The following is a 19,374-nucleotide window of genomic DNA, read 5'->3' on the forward strand; positions in this document are numbered from 1 at the left end:
CTTGGCAATATCTGGTAACCAAGGATTTCAATTTACATGGCAAATAACCAACTTTTTCACTTTTTATCGATTTTATGTGATCTGTGTTGTGGACAAAATCCCGTCTAGTTGCTGTACTGTATGGGACACACATTTTGTGTCTTACATTCACGTTAAAGGTAAGTTTGATGTCTAAGATTAAAGGTAGCGTTAAGTGGTTTAATGAATCTAAAGGTTTCGGTTTCATTACTCCAGAAGATGGTAGCAAGGACGTTTTCGTTCACTTCTCTGCCATCGCTAGCAATGGTTTCAAAACTCTTGCTGAAGGCCAGCGTGTAGAATTTGAAATCACGAACGGTGCCAAAGGGCCATCTGCTGCTAACGTTATCGCTATCTAAGCTACAGTAGCCAAAATTGTTAAAACCCGCTCCATGAGCGGGTTTTTTATGCTGTTTTTTCAGGCCGAGGAGCTGTTAAGGGAACAGGTAAACCTTGATGAAGGTCAGGACGATCAGCATGCACGCCAGGGTGACAATCCATTCAGTAGCGGTTTTTGGCAGGGTAAACATTTAATTCCTCACTCAGCCCAAGATACTGAGCGAGGATTATCCCGATGGCAGATTAAGAAAACATTAAGCCCAGCGATTTTATTGGCCGTAGAATGTTCTAACCAGCATAAAGGCCAACAGCGTCATCGCCAGCGAACCCGCCAGGTTGAGTAGCATATTGGCGATGGCCCAGACAACGCGCCCGTCCTGCAACAGATAAACCATTTCGAGTGAGAAGGTAGAGAAGGTGGTCAGTCCGCCGCAAAAGCCGGTGGTGATCAGCAACTTCCAAACCGGATCAATGTGTGTCATGCGGATAAATAGCGCCAGGGCCAACCCGATGATAAAGCCCCCCACCAGGTTCACAGTCAAGGTGCCCAATGGAATATGCGGATGTAGAGGGTTGAGCTTAAGGCTCACTGCCCAGCGCAATACGCTACCCAAACCACCGCCAATAAACACAGCCAGTAAAGAACCCCACATGGTGATAAATCCTGTCATAAAGATGGAAGATGCTCAGAAAGGCTCAGGCAAACGCCTACGTGCCTCTCTAAGAGGTTACGTAGACATCATCAGCCTGCAAAGGCGGTTATGGAGGAATGTCATCTCCGTTTGTTGGCACGATGCGCTCGTGTGGGAAATATTTTACACCTTGTCGCTGTGGTTTTGTAGTGGCAGGTGCCAGACGGAAATTGCCCGCCTCACCTGAATAATTACGCTCAAGTTATTAATTTATTAGCTTAATAAATTAGTGGGCTAACATTGATATACGGCGCGCTCCTGGCGGTTGCGGCCATTATTTTTAGCCCGATACAGCGCAATATCGGCAGCCTTCAGCCACTCCTGGTAGCCGGTCATTTCGGGCTGGTAATCGGCGACCCCGGCGCTGATATTCAGTTTTAACCCGGGGGCCTCACGGAAGACGACCTCGTTCAGGCGCTCTTGAATACGATGGAGTGCCAGGCTGGCCTGTTCGGCGCTGGTATTAGGCAACACCGCGCCGAATTCATCACCGCCGTAGCGGCCAACGATATCCACCGCCCTCAGCCCCAGCACCAACTCTTCCGTCAGAACGATCAGCGCCTCATCCCCCAGGCCATGGCCAAAGGTGTCGTTGATGGCTTTGAAATGGTCAATATCCATCAGGATCAGCGTAGCCGCATGGTTATATCGCCGGCAGCTATCAAACTCATTGTGCAGCAGGTGTTCCCAATGGCGGCGGTTATACACGCCGGTCAAGCCATCGCGAATGCTGATACGCAATAATTCATGCTGCTTTTCTGCCAGCCGCTTGGCGGTTTGATAGGTCACGTAGCCAAGGAAAACCGGGTAGATGAAGATCATCGGCAGGCATAGATAAACCTGCTGCGGTGTGGATTGTGGCGCGAAGGGGAAGCCCAGTATCGCACTGGTAACCAGTGCCCCGATAATTTGCGCCATCAGCCCTTTGAAATATAGAGACGGCCCGCCGGAAGCGATATTGTTCATCCCCATCATTGACAGGATCACAATGGCTGGTAGTGCATTGAACCCCATGATTGCCACCCACATCCCGCCAAGTAGCGCATCGATGAGTAGGTTGCGGATCTCTGTAGCGTAGGGGGTTTCGCTGCGGATAGACCACTGATAAGCGACGTGTGGCCAGAGAAAGCCGTTAACTACCAGCAGGATCCACACGCCAACCGGTTGGTGCTCTGGATAGAGCGCCGTAAGTACGCAAAAGAAACCAATCCCTAGGCCGACAATACGTGGCAGGTAGAGGCGCCTGGCGAAGTTGAGACCTGCACGCCGGGTGTTAATAGCCGATGGGGCTGTAGGCATCCAATGTTTCCCTGTGATGAACTGAGCAGCCGAGCTAGCGCCGGAAAAAAGCAAAGTGGAAAAAATATGCCCTATAATCTAAGCATAGAACATCTCGGGTAGATCTCACCCTGTTACATCTTGTTGTTGTTATAGCCAAGAGAAAGTAGCTAAATACCTACAGACTAAGTTTGTCCCCGTGCTGTGTCCTGCAGCCATAAATGAATAAAGAAGGTGCATATGGAAGGTATCAGTATTACCAAGCTACTGGTAATTGCGGTGTTGATCGTGTTGCTGTTCGGTACCAGCAAACTGCGTACTCTGGGCGCGGATCTGGGCGCGGCGTTGAAAGGCTTCAAAAAAGCGGTGGGCGACGACACCCCTCCTGCACAGAGTACGACTGAAACGCCTACGGTGCAGCAGAGCGTCGAAAAGAAAGATATTTAACCGCCTCTGCCGTTGAACCATAAAAAACGGATGCCGCAAGGACATCCGTTTTTGGTATTAATTGCCGCCTAAGCGTAACAAAAGGTTACCGCGTTTACTTCACTTCCAGCCCTTTGGCCTGCAAGTCTGCATGATAGGACGAGCGTACAAACGGGCCGCAGGCAGCATGGGTAAAGCCCATCGCCATGGCTTCTTCTTTCATTTCGTCAAACTCCGCCGGGCTGACATAACGCTGTACTGGCAGATGGTGACGGCTTGGTTGCAGATATTGCCCCAGCGTCAGCATGGTGACGCCATGACGACGCAGATCGCGCATCACTTCCACGATTTCCGCGTTGGTTTCACCCAGACCCACCATCAGGCCCGATTTGGTCGGGATAGAGGGGTGAGCTTCCTTAAAGCGTTCCAGCAACTTCAACGACCACTCGTAATTAGCCCCAGGTCGTACCTGGCGGTAAATACGTGGTACGTTTTCCAGGTTGTGGTTAAACACGTCTGGTGGCGTGGCAGTAAGGATTTCCAGCGCACGATCCATACGACCGCGGAAGTCTGGCACCAGGGTTTCAATCTTGATGGTCGGGCTCTTGGCACGGATAGCGGTAATACAGTCGGCAAAGTGTTGTGCGCCACCGTCACGTAAATCGTCACGGTCAACCGAAGTGATCACCACATAGCGTAGGGCCATGTCGGCAATGGTCTGCCCCAGCTTTTCCGGCTCGTTGGTATCGGGAGCCACCGGGCGGCCATGGGCCACGTCGCAGAATGGGCAACGGCGGGTACAGATGGCCCCCAGGATCATGAAGGTGGCGGTACCGTGGTTAAAGCACTCAGACAGGTTCGGGCATGAAGCCTCTTCGCAGACCGAATGCAGACCGTTCTTGCGCATCGCGGCCTTGATGCCTTGAATACGCGTGGAGTCGGCAGGAAGTTTGATCTTCATCCACTCGGGCTTGCGTAACAGTTCTTGGCGTTCGGTGACTACCGTTTTTACCGGGATCAACGCCATTTTGTCTGCATCGCGGTATTTAACGCCGCGTTCCATCTGAATCGGTTTACTCATAATCGTGCAGGTTCCAGTTACGAAGCTCGACCGTCTGGTAGCCGAGTAAATGAACAAATTCCTGTACCAGAATGGGATGCACATCGGCTATCCCGACACCTGGTGCCAGCGCGCTGACTTGTGTCATCTGCATTCCTGCATAACCGCAGGGATTGATGCGTTGGAAAGGGGTGAGATCCATGGCGACATTCAGGGCCAAGCCATGAAATGAGCTACCTTTGCGGATCCGCAAACCTAATGAACAAATCTTTTGTTCGCCCACGTACACGCCGGGCGCATCCGGGCGGGCGCGTGATTCGATCTTGAAATGGGCGAGGGTATTAATTACGGTCTCTTCCAAGGCCGTGACGAGTTGGCGAACACCCACTTTATTGCGTTTCAGATCCACCATCACGTACAGCACCTGCTGGCCGGGGCCATGATAGGTGACCTGGCCACCGCGATCGCTCTGGATCACCGGGATATCACCTGGCATCAGCAGATGCTCTGCTTTACCGGCTTGGCCTTGAGTGAACACGGCTTGATGCTGCACCAGCCACAATTCATCGAGCGTGGACTCGTCACGATGATTGGTGAAGCTGTGCATGGCTTGGGATACAGGCTCATAGGGCTGCAACCCTAGCTGACGGAGAATGATCTTATTGTGTTGCAAGCGGGGCATCGTCAGGTTACAGAAGTGGTAAAAAACATTATACCGGGCGCTCTGGCCCGCGACCAGCATTTATCCCTGGTGAACCAGGGCAACCCGGATCGTGGTGGCGCTGAACCAGGTTGGCTGGCAGGGAGTTATGCTGTAATTACAGCACCATACGGACAATTTCAATATTGCCCAACTCTTCATACAACGTTTCCACCTGATCGATATGGGTGGCGGTGATGGTGATGGAAACGGAGTGGTAGTTGCCTTTGCTGCTCGGTTTGACCTGTGGGTTGTAATCCCCTGGAGCATGGCGTTGCACCACTTCAACCACCTGGTCTACCAGCTCTGGGTGTGCCAGGCCCATTACCTTGTAGGTAAAGGTACAAGGGAATTCGAGCAGTTCGTTCAGTTTAGTCTTTTGCATGTTGTGGCGCTCCAGCTGTGGCGTATCTCTAAATTATAACTCCCGCCGAGGCGGGAGTTAGTGTTAATTGTTATATGGGGCCGAACTCAGCCGATTCAAGGTTAGCCGAACCAGTGATGGAACATCAGGCGGATATAATCCACGATGCGACCGAAGAAGCCACCTTCTTTCACTTCGTTCAGCACCACCAGAGGACGCTGATCGATGGTTTTGCCATCCAGCTGGAAGTTAATGGTGCCAACCACCTGGTTTTTGGCCAGCGGGGCATGAATCTCTGGGGTATTAAGCACATAGCTGGCTTTCAGATCTTTCATCCGGCCGCGTGGGATGGTCAGAAAGGCATCTTTGTCTACGCCCAGCTCGACGCGATCGGCATCACCGAACCAAACGGGTTCAGAGGCGAACTCTTTGCCTGCTTTCAGCGGCGCGACGGTTTCAAAGAAGCGGAAGCCCCAGGTCAGCAGTTTTTTGCTCTCGGTTTCGCGGCCTTTGTAGGTACGGCCACCCAGCACGGCGGAGATCAGACGCATCTGGCCTTCCGTAGCTGAAGCCACCAGGTTATAACCCGCCGAATTGGTGTGGCCGGTTTTAATCCCATCGACGTTCAGGCTGGTATCCCACAGCAGACCGTTACGGTTCAGCTGACGGATATTGTTAAAGGTGAACTCTTTCTCTTTATAGATAGCGTATTCGTCCGGCACATCGCGGATCAGCGCCTGGCCGATCAACGCCATATCACGCGCCGAGCTGAACTGACCATCCGCATCCAGGCCGTGTACGGTTTGGAAGTGGGTGTTTTGCAGGCCGAGCTGTTTGACGTAGGTGTTCATCAGGTTAACAAACGCATCTTGGCTGCCAGCAACGTAGTCCGCCATGGCAACACAGGCATCATTACCGGATTGCAGGTTGATACCACGAGTCAGCTTCGAAACCGGCACGCGGTCGCCCGGCTTGAGGAACATCAGTGAGGAACCTTTGAACACCGGGTTACCGGTAGCCCAGGCGTCCTGACCTACGGTGACCATGTCTTCCTGGCCAATTTTGCCGGATTTCAGCGCCTGGCCGATGACGTAACTGGTCATCATTTTGGTCAGGCTGGCAGGGTTGCGGCGTGCGTCGGCATTCGATTCCGCCAACACTTTACCGGAGTTGTAATCAATCAGGATGTAGGCCTCTGCATCAATCTGCGGCACACCTGGGATCATGGTTTTAATATTAACGTCGTCTGCGTGGGCTACTGACGCTGCGCTGAGCGCGATGGCAGTGCCAAGCGTGAGGCTTTTGATTAAGCGAAAAGAGGTTACCTGTTTCATGATCGGGACTACAACATCCGTAAAAGTTAAGTTAAAAAACGAGTCACACTATAGCAGACGGGACCCCGGCAGGCATTAGCCATTCGGCCGACAGTAGGGGGTTTACACAGATTTACCTGAAAGAAAATGTTTCAGATAAGTCAACAAGCTGCTGTCGGCGGTATCGGCCTGCCGAGTTTCACGACTAGGGTGCGGCAGTGATAAAGGACTGTTGTTGCGCCTCACTGGCCAGGCGCTGTTGCAACTGTGCGGCCTGTTGACGATTGCTGAATGGACCTAGCTGCACGCGGTAGACGGCGCCATTGGCGGCGACCTTACCGGGAACGCCAAACTGCTGGCTCAGCTGTTGTTGCCAGCTTTGCGCACGCTCGGCATTACTCAGGGCGCCCACCTGTACGACATAGCTGCCGCTGGCTGCGCCTGCGGTGGCCACAACCGGGGCGGCAGTTGCTGCACTGATGACCGATTGGGATTCTGAACCTTCCAATACGCCAGGGGCTAACGGCTGCGGCGCGCCAAGGAAACTACCGCTGCGGCCGTTGGAGGTGCTGGTGTCGTTGTTGTTCATGCTGCCGTTGTCGATCGCTTGAGCGATAGGGGCGGCAACCGGTGTCGATTGTTGCATCGGCGTGTCCATACCGCCGCCAGAGGTGAGATCCGGGCGTGGAGGCAGGGCGTAACTTTGCTTGGCGACGACGGTACCCACGGTGCCTGGGCCGCTCAACGTTCCATCCGGGGCTACCTTGATAAAGTCGACCTTCACCTTGGTGTTGTTAGACAGGTTGAGGCGATCGGCTGCTGCTTTGGACAGGTCGATAATCCGGCCGGAGGTATAAGGGCCGCGATCGTTGACGCGTACCACCAGTTGACGGCCATTGGCCAGGTTGGTGACGCGTACATAGCTTGGGATAGGCAAGGTTGGATGTGCAGCGGTCAGCGCATTGGGATCGAACTGCTCACCAATAGCGGTAGTGTTGCCGTTGGCCTCTTCGCCGTACCAAGCCGCCAGGCCGGTTTGCGAGAAGTTCTGAGGATCTTGCACGATACGATAAGTGTCGCCATTAACCTTATAATCCTGCAGAGTGCCAGGGTTATAGGGTTCATAGTGAGGCTCCACGCCGCCGATTTCGGTCACCGGCCCGTTATAGGCTGGTTGCACCGGAGCCTGTGTTTCTTCCGTCGTGGTAGTACAGGCGGAAAGTAATACCGCAGCAGCAACCGCGCCGACCCAAAGCCATTCCTTACGCATTGCACACCTCTTATAGATTTTTAGACAACATTTTCCGATGCGTGTGGATCGACATCACGATGCCGAACCCAGCCATGAGTACGATCAGCGCCGAACCCCCGTAGCTGACCAAAGGCAAAGGTACGCCAACTACCGGTAAAATACCACTGACCATACCAATGTTAACAAACACATAGACGAACAGGATCAGCATCAGCCCACCGACCATCACGCGGCCAAAGGTGGTCTGTGCCCGTGCGGCGATCATCAGCCCGCGGATAATCACCAGCAGATACAGCACCAGCAGTACCAGTACGCCGATCAGGCCAAGTTCCTCCGCCAACACCGCGAAGATAAAGTCGGTGTGGCGTTCCGGCAGGAATTCCAGCTGGGACTGGGTGCCATGCAGCCAGCCCTTGCCCGACAGACCGCCAGAGCCGATGGCGATTTTCGACTGAATAATATGGTAGCCAGCCCCTAACGGATCGCTTTCCGGATCGAGCAGCATCATCACGCGGTCACGCTGATAGCCATGCATCAGGAAGAACCACAACACCGGGATAAAGGCGGCCAACGCTACGGCAGCCACGGCGATCAGCTTCCAGCTCATTCCCGACAGGAACAGCACAAACAACCCAGAGGCGGCGATCAGGATCGAGGTGCCCAGATCGGGCTGTGCGGCAACCAGCAAGGTGGGCATGAAGATCAGCACCAGCGCGATGCCGGTATTCTTCAGCGAAGGTGGACACACGTCACGGTTCATAAAGCGCGCGACCATCAGCGGCACGGCGATCTTGGCGATTTCCGAAGGCTGGAAGCGCACAAAGCCCAGATCCAGCCAGCGCTGTGCCCCTTTACTGATTTGGCCAAAAGCGTCCACCAGGATCAGCAATATCACGCAGAAAATATACAGGTAGGGAGCCCAGCTTTCATAAACTCGTGGCGGGATTTGCGCCATCACTCCCATCACGATCAGCCCCATCAGGATCTGGCCAATCTTGCGTTCCATCATGCCTATATCCTGGCCACTGGCGCTCCACATCACGAAGGCGCTGTAGACCAGCAAGGCCAGAATAAACAACAGGAATGTGGGATCGATATGGATTTTGGTCCAAATAGAACCCTTTTGTTGGCTTTCAGTCATGTTCTACCTTAATCACCTTCTATACCTGGCGGCAGCGGTACTGCATCCGGTAATTGCGTATTGTTGTCGCCCAACAGGATGTGGTCGAGGATCTGACGGGTAATGGTACCTACCGCCGGGCCTGAACCGCCGTTTTCCAGAATGATGGCCACCGAAACCGTTGGGTTATCGTAGGGTGCAAAGGCCGTCATCAATTTATGGTCCCGCAGGTGTTCAGCGAGTTTGTGGGCGTTGTAGGTTTCATAGCCGAAGACCTGCGCGGTACCCGATTTTGCCGCGGCTTTATACGGTGTCTTGTCAAAGAACTTGCGCGCCGTGCCGTTAGGCCGGTTGGCAACGCCGTACATGCCGTCTTTGGCTATTTCCCAGAAGCCTGAATGGATATCGCCGATCTGCTTGCTCTCTTTTTGCTTGAACGGCACCAATACGCCGTTGATCTTGGTACTTTGCAGCAGATGCGGATCTTTGACGTTGCCGTCGTTAATCAGGGTGTTCAGCGCCTTGGCCATCTGGATTGGCGTAGCGGTCCAGTAGCCCTGGCCGATGCCCACCGGAATGGTGTCGCCCTGATACCACGGTTTCTTGTAACGTTTGAATTTCCAGTCGCGTGTTGGCATCAGGCCGGAGCGCTCTTCGGAAAGATCGATACCGGTATATTCGCCGTAGCCGAATTTGGTCAGCCAGGTGGACAGGCGATCGATCCCCATATCGTAAGCCACCTGATAGAAGTAGGTATCCGCAGACTCCTCCAGCGCTTTGGTGACGTTGAGGCGGCCATGCCCCCATTTTTTCCAGTCGCGGAAGCGTTTCTCTGATCCTGGCAATTGCCACCAGCCCGGATCGAACACGACGGTATTTTTGGTGATCACCCCGGCACTGAGAGCGGAAACGGCAATATAGGGTTTGACCGTAGAAGCCGGTGGGTACACCCCTTGGGTGGCACGGTTGATCAGCGGGCGGTTCGGATCGCTGAGCAGCCCCTGATAATCCTTGTTGGAGATGCCATCAACAAACAGATTGGGGTCGTAGCTGGGGTTGGAAACCATCGCCAAAATCCCGCCAGTGCGCGGATCGCTGACCACCACGGCGGCGCGGCTGCCTACCAGTAACTGCTCGATATAGCGTTGCAGGTTGAGATCCAGCGTCAGATAAACGTCTTTTCCGGCGGAAGGTGGTTGCTCATGCAACTGGCGGATCACCCGGCCACGGTTGTTGACTTCAACTTCTTCATAGCCGGTTTTACCATGCAGGACGTCTTCATAGTAACGTTCGATACCCAACTTGCCGATATCATGGGTGGCGGCATAGTTGCGCAGCTGGCCGTCTTTGTCCAGGCGCTCGAGGTCGCGGTCATTAATTTTCGACACGTAACCGATCACGTGGGTGAGAGCCGACCCATAAGGATAATAGCGACGCTGGTAGCCTTTGACTTCCGCGCCGGGGAAGCGGAATTGATTGACGGCAAAACGGGCCACCTGCACTTCGGTGAGTGGGGTTTTCACCGGGATCGAGACGAAACGGCGCGAGCGCTTGCGCTCTTTCTCAAAGTTGGCGATATCGTCGTCGGTAAGATCGACTATTGGGCGCAGGGCATCCAGCGTGGCTTTCAGATCGTCCACTTTCTCTGGCATCAGCTCCAACTGGTAAATAGTGCGGTTAAGCGCCAGCGGCGTGCCGTTGCGATCATAAATGATGCCGCGGCTGGGGGCGATAGGCAGCAGCTTGATGCGGTTTTCATTGGAACGGGTGCGGTAATCTTCAAAACGCACGATTTGCAGATTATACAGATTGGCAATCAGGATGCCTGTCAGCACCAGAATGATAAAAAACGCCACCACGGCGCGGCGTACAAACAGGGCAGACTCGGCCGTATAGTCGCGAAAAGGGTTACGTTCTATTTTCATCCCGCTGCTTTTTTTCACTCTGTTACTGTCACCACCGGTTACTCCCGGTGGTAAGGATGATTTGTAGTAATACTCCAGGCGCGGTAGAGGCTCTCTGCCACCAAAACACGCACTAAAGGATGCGGTAACGTTAATGGGGAAAGCGACCAGCTTTGCTCGGCGGCGGCTTTACAGGCCGGAGCCAGCCCCTCAGGGCCGCCAATCAACAGGCTGACGTTGCGGCCATCCTGTTTCCAGCGTTCGAGCTGTTGTGCCAACTGGGGCGTTTCCCACGGGGTGCCCGGGATATCCAACGTAACGATGCGGTTACCTTTGCCCACCGCTGCCAGCATCTGCTCGCCTTCCTTTTCCAGAATGCGTTTGATATCTGCATTCTTGCCGCGTTTGCCCGCCGGGATCTCGGTCAGTTCAAACGGCATATCTTTCGGAAAGCGATGCAGGTAATCCATAAAGCCGGTCTGCACCCAGTCGGGCATTTTGGTGCCGACTGCAACCAATTGCAGTTTCACCGCTTAACCCCAGAGCTTTTCCAGTTCGTACAATTGGCGACTTTCTTCCTGCATCACGTGCACAATCACTTCGCCCAGATCGACCACTATCCAGTCGGAAACGGCCTGGCCTTTCATGCCATACAGTTCCATACCGGCGGCGCGGGCTTCTTGCACGACGTGTTCGGCAATCGACATCACATGACGGCTTGAGGTGCCGGTACAGATGATCATGCAGTCGGTGATGCTGGATTTACCCTGAACATTCAGAGCGATAATATCCTGGCCTTTCAGGTCATCAATTTTATCGATGACAAAATCTTGGAGCGCTTTACCTTGCAAAGGTTCCCCCTCGGGTGTGTTCTGTTCATCAGGACGCTATGGACAACTGCCCAAAGTCACTGGCCTGAATCGTGATGGTTTCGGCAGGATGCCGCTGAAAGCCTGCTGGTTTTGCCAGCTAGCCAAGATCCTTGGGGTTTTCAGCGGATACCTGAAAAATAGCGGCGCAGTATAGCATGCGGCCTATCGATATAAACCCTGTAACTCGATATAACGCTGCACCGGGCGTGGCAGCAAATCATCACAGCTGATGCCTTGGTGACGACGCTGGCGTATCTCGGTGGCGGATATCTCCAGTAAAGGGGTATCTGCCAGGTAGATAAACCCGTGAGGCTGGCGACTGAGCAGGGTGGCATCGGCGATCCGGTGCTGATCCAGCCAGCGTTGCAGCTCTGGCGTATCCATCTGCTGGTTATAACCCGGGCGTGCCAGCACCAATAGGTGGCAGAAGTGTAACAGGTCTTGCCAGCGGTGCCATTTGTGCAGGCTTAGTAGCGAATCCTGGCCAATAATAAACGCCAGAGGTGCCGTGGCGCCACGTTCTTTACGAATCGTTTCGAAAGTCTCGACGGTGTAAGACTCGGTGGCGCGGTGCAATTCACGATCATCCACGGTAAACAACGGGTTACCGGCGATGGCCAGCTCGACCATGGTTAGCCGCTGCTGCGCGTTGGCCTCCGGCTGTGGCCGATGGGGAGGCACATGGTTGGGTAATAACGTGACCTTATCAAGGCCGACTTCTTCAGCCAAGGCCACCACCGGGCGCAGATGGCCATAGTGGATTGGGTCAAAGGTGCCACCGAAAAAGGCGTGCAGGGTATGCGGATGTTGCGGGCTAGTAGGCATCGGTGACACTCGTGGCCAGAGGTTTGCCGCAAAGCAGCATCGACAGAGTTTCCAGCTCCGGCCAAACCGACTGGCCGTAGTCTTTCTTGAGGGTAAGCTCAATTTGTGCCAACAGGTGTACCGCCTGCCGCAATTGCTGACCTGACAGGCGTTGCAAAGCCTGAGTGATCAGGCTGCGGCGGTTTTGCCAGACCTTTAGCTGATCGAATAGCGTACGTAGCGGGGTATGCGCCATGCGGCGTTGCAGGTTCAGCAGCATCAGCAGTTCCCGTTGCAGGGTACGCAGCAAGATCACCGGCTCGACATCCTCTTGCTGGAGTTGCCGCAAGATATGCCAGGCACGTTTGCTCTTGCCTGCCAGCAGGGCATCCAGCCAGTGGAACGGGCTGAAGTGGGCGGCATCGTTTACCGCCTGCTCTACGCGGGGCAGCGTCAGTTTGCCATCGGGATGCAGTAGCGATAGCCGTTCCAACGCCTGTGAAAGTGCCAGCAGGTTGCCTTCATAGCAGTAACACAGCAGTTGATTGGCCGCGTCATCGAGATCCAACCGCATGGATTTGGCGCGTTGGGCGACCCAGCGTGGCAGTTGTGCCTGTTCCGGCGTTTGGCAACTGACCATGGCACCATTGGCGCTGAGCGCCTTGAACCAGGCGCTGTTCTCCTGAGCTTTGGTCAGGCGCGGGCCACGCAGTACTAACAGGATGTCGTCATGCAGCAAAGCGGCCAGTTTCACCAGTTGTTCGCCGATCGGGGCCGTTGGGCCGTTCTCGGGGAAAATCAGCAGCAGGGTTTGTCGGCTGGCAAACAGGCTCATGGCCTGGCAGATGCTGAAGATGGCATCCCAGTCGGTATGGACATCCAGGGAAATGCTGTAATGCTCGGTGAACTCTTGTTGTTGGGCGGCCTGGCGGATCAGATCCTGGCTTTCCTGCAGCAACAAGGGTTCATTACCGCTTAATAAATAACAAGCGCGCAGCCCCTCTCGGAGCTGCGCGGCAAGTTGTTCAGGATAAAGACGGATCATTGTGCTGCGGTACTGGCTGCTTTTTCACCGGCGATAGCGGCTTTTTCTTGCGTTTCTTGCACCGCAGCGTGCACCGCTAGCATCTTACGCAGAATCTGCTGGGCAGCTTGCTCACGCATTTCCTGCATGATGATGTCTTGCTCGGAGTCTTTGGCCAATGCCGTCAACGGGTTGTCAAAGAAAGAACGGAAAACTTTGACGTTAATCGGGTAAATGTCATGGCCTGGGATCAATACTTGAGCCTGCACCGTCATCACCAATTGATACTCCGCGGTTTTACCATCCTGGAAGATAGAAACCGTATCCTGGTTTTGCGTCGAATTGACGATGCGCAGTGACGGGACTTCCTTGTGGGCCGGATCGTATTTGACCACGGTAGCCCCGCTTAGACGCAATTGCTCGCGCACGGCACGGGTCAGTGGGCCAAAGGGATCATAGCTATCCAGGATCAGCGTATGCAATTCTGTGGGCACCTGCGCGTTGCCACGCAGATGAAAACCGCAGCCGGCGGTGACAAGCACCGCCAACCCCAGCAACAACGTCAGAATACGATGTCGCACAAAGCCTCCTTGTGTTAACCCACAACCAGGTTAAGCAATTTGCCTGGAACATAGATCACTTTACGGACCGTGACCCCTTCCAGATATTTAGCCACCAGATGGTCCTGGGCGGCGCGTTCACGCACTTGTTCTTCGCTAGCATCGGCTGGCACGGTGACTTTTGCCCGAACCTTGCCGTTAACCTGTACCACCACCAGTTTGGAGTCTTCCACCATTGCGGCTTCGTCAGCTACCGGCCATGGCGCAGTGTCTACGTCGCCTTCGGCGTTCAACGCCTGCCACAGAGTGAAACAGACGTGTGGCGTGAACGGATACAGCATACGCACCACGGCCAGCAAGGCCTCTTGCAGCAGAGCGCGATCCTGTTCACTTTCCTGCGATGCACGGCCCAGCTTGTTCATCAGCTCCATCACGGCGGCGATGGCGGTGTTGAAGGTCTGGCGGCGGCCGATATCGTCGGTTACTTTGGCGATGGTTTTGTGCACGTCGCGGCGCAGGGCTTTTTGATCTTCATTGAGCGTGCTGATGTTCAGTGGCTGAACGGCACCTTTCTCAACGTGGTCGTAAGCCAGCTTCCACACGCGCTTCAGGAAACGGTTTGCCCCTTCAACGCCAGATTCTTGCCATTCCAGCGTCATTTCTGCCGGGGAAGCAAACATCATAAACAGACGCACGGTATCCGCGCCGTATTTCTCTACCATCACCTGCGGGTCGATGCCGTTGTTCTTCGACTTCGACATTTTGCTCATGCCAGCATAGACCAGTTCGCGGCCTTCTGGATCGGTCGCTTTGACAATGCGGCCCTTCTCGTCGCGTTCGACGTTGGCATCAACCGGGGATACCCAGACGCGTTCGCCGCTGGTACCGGTGTAGTAGAAGGCATCGGCCAACACCATGCCTTGGCACAGCAGGCGTTTGGCAGGCTCGTCTGAATCGACCAAGCCAGCGTCGCGCATCAGCTTGTGGAAGAAACGGAAATACATCAGGTGCATGATGGCGTGTTCGATACCGCCGACATATTGATCGACCGGCAGCCAGTAGTTGGCCGCAGCCGGATCCAGCATGCCTTTGTCGTACTGCGGGCAGGTGTAACGCGCGTAGTACCAGGAAGATTCCATAAAGGTGTCGAAGGTGTCGGTTTCACGCAGCGCTGGCTGGCCGTTAACAGTGGTTTTTGCCCACTCGGGATCGGCTTTGATCGGGCTGGTGATGCCGTCCATCACGACATCTTCCGGTAAGATCACCGGCAGTTGGTCTTCTGGCGTTGGCATTACGGTGCCGTCTTCCAGGGTGACCATTGGGATAGGAGCACCCCAGTAGCGTTGACGGGATACGCCCCAGTCGCGCAGACGGTAGTTCACTTTGCGCTGGCCGACGCCTTTGGCCACCAGTTTGTCGGCGATGGCGTTAAAGCCCGCCAGGTGATCCAGACCGTCGAATTCGCCGGAGTTGAACAGCGTGCCTTTTTCGGTCATCGCTTCAGCGCTGACGTCTGGTTTGCTGCCGTCCAGGCTCAAAATGACCGGTTTGATCTGCAGGTCGTATTTGGTGGCGAATTCCCAGTCACGCTGATCGTGGCCAGGGACGGCCATTACCGCGCCGGTGCCGTATTCCATCAGGACAAAGTTGGCTACCCAGATCGGCAGCTTCTCGCCGCTCAACGGATGAATGGCAAACAGGCCGGTGGCCATGCCTTTCTTCTCCATGGTGGCCATTTCGGCTTCGGCAACCTTGGTGTTGCGGCATTCGTCGATGAAGTCCGTCAGTGCCGGGTTATTGACCGCGCCCTGCTGTGCCAGTGGGTGACCTGCGGCAACGGCCACATAGGTAGCCCCCATAAAGGTGTCTGGGCGGGTGGTATAGACGGTGACTTTCTCAGCGCTGTCGGCAACGTCGAAGGTGATTTCTACCCCTTCGGAACGGCCAATCCAGTTGCGCTGCATGGTTTTCACTTGCTCTGGCCAGCTTTCCAGCGTGTCCAGATCGTTGAGCAGTTGATCGGCGTAATCGGTGATTTTAATAAACCACTGTGGGATCTCTTTACGCTCAACCTTGGTATCACAACGCCAGCAGCAGCCGTCGATCACCTGTTCGTTGGCCAACACGGTCAGATCGTGTGGGCACCAGTTCACCGCAGAGGTCTTCTTGTAGACCATGCCTTTTTCATACAGCTTGGTGAAGAACCACTGCTCCCAACGGTAGTAGTCAGGATCGCAGGTGGCGATTTCGCGGTCCCAGTCATAGCCGAAGCCCAGCAGTTTTAGCTGGTTCTTCATATATTCGATGTTGTCGTAGGTCCAAGGGGCCGGTGCGGTTTTGTTTTTTACCGCCGCGCCTTCAGCCGGCAAGCCAAACGCATCCCAGCCAATCGGCTGTAGCACGTTTTTGCCCAGCATACGCTGGTAGCGGGAGATCACGTCGCCAATGGTGTAGTTACGAACATGACCCATGTGCAGACGACCGGAAGGGTATGGCAGCATGGATAGGCAGTAATACTTTTCCTTGCTGGCGTCTTCGGTAACCTTGAAAGTTTGCTTCTCTTGCCAGTGAAGCTGTACGTTCGATTCTATCTCTTCGGGGCGGTATTGCTCTTGCATGGCGGCCGATGGTCCTGTAGGTGTGTAACAGCTACATCCGTAGCATTCTGTGAGTATCTTTAGATCTGCATAGCATAGCTGATAAGACCTGCCAGCAACAACACCAAGCGGCCCGACTCGACGTATTAAAAAAATATCCAGGCCATGATGTGACTCACAATCTGCCAAAACCTCACCTAGCCAAGCCACATCAGTGATTTACGACTAAAATAATAACGGATAGGCTGTGTTTCTCAATTGGGCGTGGTGCCGTCGCAGACACAAAAGCCCGTTATCAAGGCGGAGGGGGAAGGGCATAGTGGGTCTACGTTCAAGCCCGACAACGCAGAGAACGGGTTTTTGGGGCGCGACCCTTTGGGCTGGGGGTCATTTGAGCATGCTGGTACGGTACTCATATTTAGCTCATCAAACCTCATGTCATGTGCTCAAATGACCGCCAGCGGCCCATGGACAATTGAGGGACACAGCCTAATTTTAGGGGAGAAGTCCTGTCGCAGTAGTTCATCTAGGAGACGCTATGAACAAGGTTGCTCAGTATTACCGCGAGTTGGTGACATCGCTGACGGAACGTTTAAAGAACGGTGAGCGTGACATTGACCAGTTGGTCGCCAGTGCCGAGAAACGCTTGAACGAAGTGGAGGAGCTCAGCCGTACGGAAGTGGAGCAGTTGACCCGGGCGGTGCGCCGCGATCTGGAGGAGTTTGCCCGCAGCTATGAAGAGAGCCGGGAGGAGTTCACCGACAGCGTGTTTATGCGCGTAATAAAGGAAAGCCTGTGGCAGGAACTGGCGGATATCACCGATAAAACCCAGTTGGAGTGGCGTGAGGTGTTTAAAGATGTCAGCCATCACGGCGTCTACCACAGCGGCGAGGTGGTCGGGCTGGGCAATTTGGTGTGTGAGAAATGCCATCACCACTTGGCTTTCTATACGCCAGAAGTGCTGCCGTTGTGCCCGAAGTGCGGCCACGATCAGTTCCAACGCCGGCCATTTGAGCCTTAATGCGATTTCCCCTCATGTTGCATGAGGGGAATTTACAGCTTATTGAGAAAGCATCACTGACAGTGCGTTTCTTTGGTGTCGTTTTGTACTAAAGCCACCGCATCTTCTGTCAGCGCGATATTGGTGCCGTCAGCCAGACACAGTATCGCATTGGAGAGTTCAGTATCCCCTTTTGCAAAGTCCATAACGGCAGTAGCGCTGGCTTTTTCACCCTCTAAGGTAACCAGATAGTGCTCGCAATCATCCTGACACTGTGGCAGGGCCGAAAACTGACTCAGACCGAGTGTTTCCACGGTTACTTCGCCTAGATGTTCTTTGACAATACTGTTTTGGTTAAAAGCTAGTGTGGCATCCTGCTTAAGTTCATACCGGACCCAAAAAAACAGTGCAGCGGCCACAATAACGACGGCTAGCAAGCCGATCAGTAACTTGCGAAAATATCCTTTCATTCGTCTCTCCTTGTATCATTGTGGCGGCATTGTCTTGTTTTATCGGACAAAAGTAAACCAGTCCGGGGTTATTGCTCTATGTCGAGATAAAGCCTTGGCGGTTGATATGGGCTAGCACCTTGACGTCGGCGTGATGCATGCGGTGAGTAGCTGATTGTGACGGTACTACAGCTGGGGATTATGCAGAACGCCGACACGCCGTAAACCCGTCCATGGGGGCTCGCAATCGCGCATCCCTGCGCTCAACGGTATGATCCCCTCCTGCCACAAGCTTCGGCGTAGCGGTAAAAAGTGGGCTCGGAGTTGTGCTCCGTTGCAGGTGTTAGTTTGTTACAGGAGCGATGTAGATAACGTCGTTGAGGATGTGGCACGTTCTGTCCTCACCCCAACCCTCTCCCGAAGGGCGAGGGAGCTGTCCGGAGTGCTTGGTTGGTTCGTGCTGTTTCGGGAAGTAGGGAGTAAATGTATTACGCAGAATAATCAGCGAGTCCTTTCATCCAAGGTGTGTCACCGTATTTTCAGGCCCGCGCGATCGGTTCCCTCTCCTGGGGGAGAGGGCTAGGGTGAGGGGTAATTTAATAACGTGAAACGCACTCGACCATCAGATCGATAAAGCCCTGGCGGTTGATATGGGTCAACACCTCGACGTTGGCCGGTTTACCGTTTTGGCCAAACTCATCCACTACCGTCATGCCCACGGTGTATTGTCCCTGGGTCTCCACACCCACCCACAGCTCACGGCTTTCAAACAGCTCAGGGGCCAGCAGCCAGGCGATGGTACAAGGATCGTGCATGGCGGCACCCGGCAGGCCACGCGGGTGGCTGAGGTACAACGGCAGGTAGAAATCGAGCATGCTGGCTACCGCTGCCGCCACCGGGTTATTAATGCTGCGGATGCGTTCGATATCCTGCGGTAACACCAATGCCTGATGGGTGACGTTCAACCCGGCCATGGTCAGCGGCACGCCGGATTGCAGCACGATTTCGGCCGCTTCCGGATCGACGTAGATATTGAATTCGGCCACCGGCGTGGTGTTGCCCGCGTTCAGCCCACCGCCCATAAACACGATGCGTTCAATCTTGCTTTTCAACTCTGCGTGCTGTGACAGCAGCAAAGCAATATTGGTCATCGGGCCGGTGACCACTAGCGTCATCGGCTCTGGGCTGATACGCAGCAGATCGGCTATCAACTCGACCGCAGTTTGTTTTACTGGTTGGAAATCCGGTGCTGGCAGATGGGTGTTGCCCATACCGGTATCACCGTGCACGTAATCGGCAATCACCAGATCGCGCATCAAAGGTTTGGCGGCACCGCCAGCGACCAGGACATCTTGCCGTTGCATTAGTGTCAGCAGGCCGAGTGCGTTATGCAGGGTCTTTTGCGGTGTTTGGTTACCAGCGGAAGTGGTGACGGCTTTGACATCCAACGTTGGCGCGCGGAGCGCCATGGCAAGAGCAATGGCGTCATCAAGACCTGGATCACAATCGAAAATAATAGGGCGGGGCATCACTTTCTCCTTCAGTGTTATTGTTTTACCCGCTGTCTTGCAAGCCGTAACTTACAGTTCATCGCGGGACTCT

General features: G+C 54.4%; 20 protein-coding genes and 1 riboswitch. Of the genes, 3 read left to right on the plus strand and 17 right to left on the minus strand.

What is annotated here, in order from left to right; genetic code table 11:
- Positions 1 to 167 precede the first annotated feature (167 nt).
- On the plus strand, positions 168 to 377 hold the full coding sequence (gene cspE / locus KAJ71_RS06075; RefSeq protein WP_002210315.1) for a transcription antiterminator/RNA stability regulator CspE: 210 nt from the start codon (positions 168 to 170) through the stop codon (positions 375 to 377).
- A gap of 249 nt (positions 378 to 626) precedes the next feature.
- Here the strand turns inward: cspE and crcB are convergent, their stop codons facing one another.
- Complete coding sequence (gene crcB / locus KAJ71_RS06080; protein WP_248944893.1) at positions 627 to 1,010, minus strand: fluoride efflux transporter CrcB; 384 nt, start codon at positions 1,008 to 1,010, stop codon at positions 627 to 629.
- 73 nt (positions 1,011 to 1,083) lie between these two features.
- Positions 1,084 to 1,146, minus strand: a riboswitch (Fluoride riboswitch).
- Between the two features lie 137 nt (positions 1,147 to 1,283).
- On the minus strand, positions 1,284 to 2,348 hold the full coding sequence (gene adrA / locus KAJ71_RS06085; RefSeq protein ID WP_248944895.1) for a diguanylate cyclase AdrA: 1,065 nt from the start codon (positions 2,346 to 2,348) through the stop codon (positions 1,284 to 1,286).
- A gap of 219 nt (positions 2,349 to 2,567) precedes the next feature.
- Here adrA and tatA point away from each other — a divergent pair, with 219 nt between their 5' ends.
- Positions 2,568 to 2,774: a Sec-independent protein translocase subunit TatA gene (gene tatA, locus KAJ71_RS06090; protein ID WP_248944896.1), complete on the plus strand. Its 207-nt coding sequence runs from the start codon at positions 2,568 to 2,570 to the stop codon at positions 2,772 to 2,774.
- Positions 2,775 to 2,868: 94 nt separating this feature from the next.
- Here the strand turns inward: tatA and lipA are convergent, their stop codons facing one another.
- The 13 genes from lipA to leuS all read right to left on the minus strand — a co-directional run bounded on the left by lipA (position 2,869) and on the right by leuS (position 16,344).
- On the minus strand, positions 2,869 to 3,834 hold the full coding sequence (gene lipA / locus KAJ71_RS06095; RefSeq protein WP_248944897.1) for a lipoyl synthase: 966 nt from the start codon (positions 3,832 to 3,834) through the stop codon (positions 2,869 to 2,871).
- A complete protein-coding gene (lipB, locus tag KAJ71_RS06100) occupies positions 3,827 to 4,495 on the minus strand; it encodes a lipoyl(octanoyl) transferase LipB (protein WP_024483206.1) in 669 nt (222 codons plus the stop codon). Before lipB ends, lipA begins: the two co-directional genes overlap by 8 nt.
- Before the next feature lie 136 nt (positions 4,496 to 4,631).
- The gene (gene ybeD, locus KAJ71_RS06105) at positions 4,632 to 4,898 is read right to left on the minus strand and encodes a DUF493 family protein YbeD (protein ID WP_021180010.1); all 267 of its coding nucleotides are present in this window, start codon (positions 4,896 to 4,898) and stop codon (positions 4,632 to 4,634) included.
- Positions 4,899 to 4,999: 101 nt separating this feature from the next.
- Entirely contained in the window at positions 5,000 to 6,211 is a 1,212-nt protein-coding gene (gene dacA, locus KAJ71_RS06110; protein ID WP_248944899.1) for a D-alanyl-D-alanine carboxypeptidase DacA, read from the minus strand.
- A 184-nt stretch (positions 6,212 to 6,395) separates the two neighbouring features.
- Complete coding sequence (gene rlpA, locus KAJ71_RS06115) at positions 6,396 to 7,460, minus strand: endolytic peptidoglycan transglycosylase RlpA (RefSeq protein ID WP_248944900.1); 1,065 nt, start codon at positions 7,458 to 7,460, stop codon at positions 6,396 to 6,398.
- A 10-nt stretch (positions 7,461 to 7,470) separates the two neighbouring features.
- The gene (gene mrdB / locus KAJ71_RS06120) at positions 7,471 to 8,583 is read right to left on the minus strand and encodes a peptidoglycan glycosyltransferase MrdB (protein WP_248944901.1); all 1,113 of its coding nucleotides are present in this window, start codon (positions 8,581 to 8,583) and stop codon (positions 7,471 to 7,473) included.
- 8 nt (positions 8,584 to 8,591) lie between these two features.
- Positions 8,592 to 10,487, minus strand: a complete 1,896-nt coding sequence (gene mrdA, locus KAJ71_RS06125; protein WP_248944903.1) for a peptidoglycan DD-transpeptidase MrdA — start codon at positions 10,485 to 10,487, stop codon at positions 8,592 to 8,594.
- A 38-nt stretch (positions 10,488 to 10,525) separates the two neighbouring features.
- Positions 10,526 to 10,996, minus strand: coding sequence for a 23S rRNA (pseudouridine(1915)-N(3))-methyltransferase RlmH (gene rlmH, locus KAJ71_RS06130; protein WP_004949595.1), 471 nt, complete (start codon positions 10,994 to 10,996; stop codon positions 10,526 to 10,528).
- 3 nt (positions 10,997 to 10,999) lie between these two features.
- Positions 11,000 to 11,317 (minus strand): ribosome silencing factor, encoded by a 318-nt coding sequence (gene rsfS, locus KAJ71_RS06135; protein ID WP_248944904.1) that lies wholly within the window; start codon positions 11,315 to 11,317, stop codon positions 11,000 to 11,002.
- Between the two features lie 183 nt (positions 11,318 to 11,500).
- Complete coding sequence (gene nadD, locus KAJ71_RS06140; protein ID WP_248944905.1) at positions 11,501 to 12,163, minus strand: nicotinate-nucleotide adenylyltransferase; 663 nt, start codon at positions 12,161 to 12,163, stop codon at positions 11,501 to 11,503.
- Positions 12,153 to 13,187 carry a DNA polymerase III subunit delta gene (holA, locus tag KAJ71_RS06145; RefSeq protein WP_248944907.1) on the minus strand — a complete coding sequence of 345 codons (1,035 nt, stop codon included), beginning with the start codon at positions 13,185 to 13,187 and terminating at the stop codon, positions 12,153 to 12,155. The genes nadD and holA overlap by 11 nt, the downstream gene beginning before the upstream one ends.
- The gene (lptE, locus tag KAJ71_RS06150; RefSeq protein WP_248944908.1) at positions 13,184 to 13,747 is read right to left on the minus strand and encodes an LPS assembly lipoprotein LptE; all 564 of its coding nucleotides are present in this window, start codon (positions 13,745 to 13,747) and stop codon (positions 13,184 to 13,186) included. The genes holA and lptE overlap by 4 nt, the downstream gene beginning before the upstream one ends.
- Before the next feature lie 14 nt (positions 13,748 to 13,761).
- A complete protein-coding gene (gene leuS / locus KAJ71_RS06155; protein ID WP_248944909.1) occupies positions 13,762 to 16,344 on the minus strand; it encodes a leucine--tRNA ligase in 2,583 nt (860 codons plus the stop codon).
- Positions 16,345 to 16,861: 517 nt separating this feature from the next.
- Here leuS and KAJ71_RS06160 point away from each other — a divergent pair.
- The gene (locus KAJ71_RS06160) at positions 16,862 to 17,344 is read left to right on the plus strand and encodes a zinc ribbon-containing protein (protein ID WP_024531309.1); all 483 of its coding nucleotides are present in this window, start codon (positions 16,862 to 16,864) and stop codon (positions 17,342 to 17,344) included.
- 53 nt (positions 17,345 to 17,397) lie between these two features.
- Here the strand turns inward: KAJ71_RS06160 and KAJ71_RS06165 are convergent, their stop codons facing one another.
- Together KAJ71_RS06165 and rihA are read right to left on the minus strand one after the other, a co-directional pair.
- Positions 17,398 to 17,793: a hypothetical protein gene (locus KAJ71_RS06165; RefSeq protein ID WP_248944910.1), complete on the minus strand. Its 396-nt coding sequence runs from the start codon at positions 17,791 to 17,793 to the stop codon at positions 17,398 to 17,400.
- Between the two features lie 575 nt (positions 17,794 to 18,368).
- A complete protein-coding gene (gene rihA, locus KAJ71_RS06170) occupies positions 18,369 to 19,301 on the minus strand; it encodes a pyrimidine-specific ribonucleoside hydrolase RihA (protein ID WP_248944911.1) in 933 nt (310 codons plus the stop codon).
- Between the last annotated feature and the right edge of the window lie 73 nt (positions 19,302 to 19,374).

The sequence above is a fragment of the Serratia silvae genome (assembly GCF_023282985.1).
Taxonomy (GTDB): Bacteria; Pseudomonadota; Gammaproteobacteria; order Enterobacterales; family Enterobacteriaceae; genus Chania; species Chania silvae.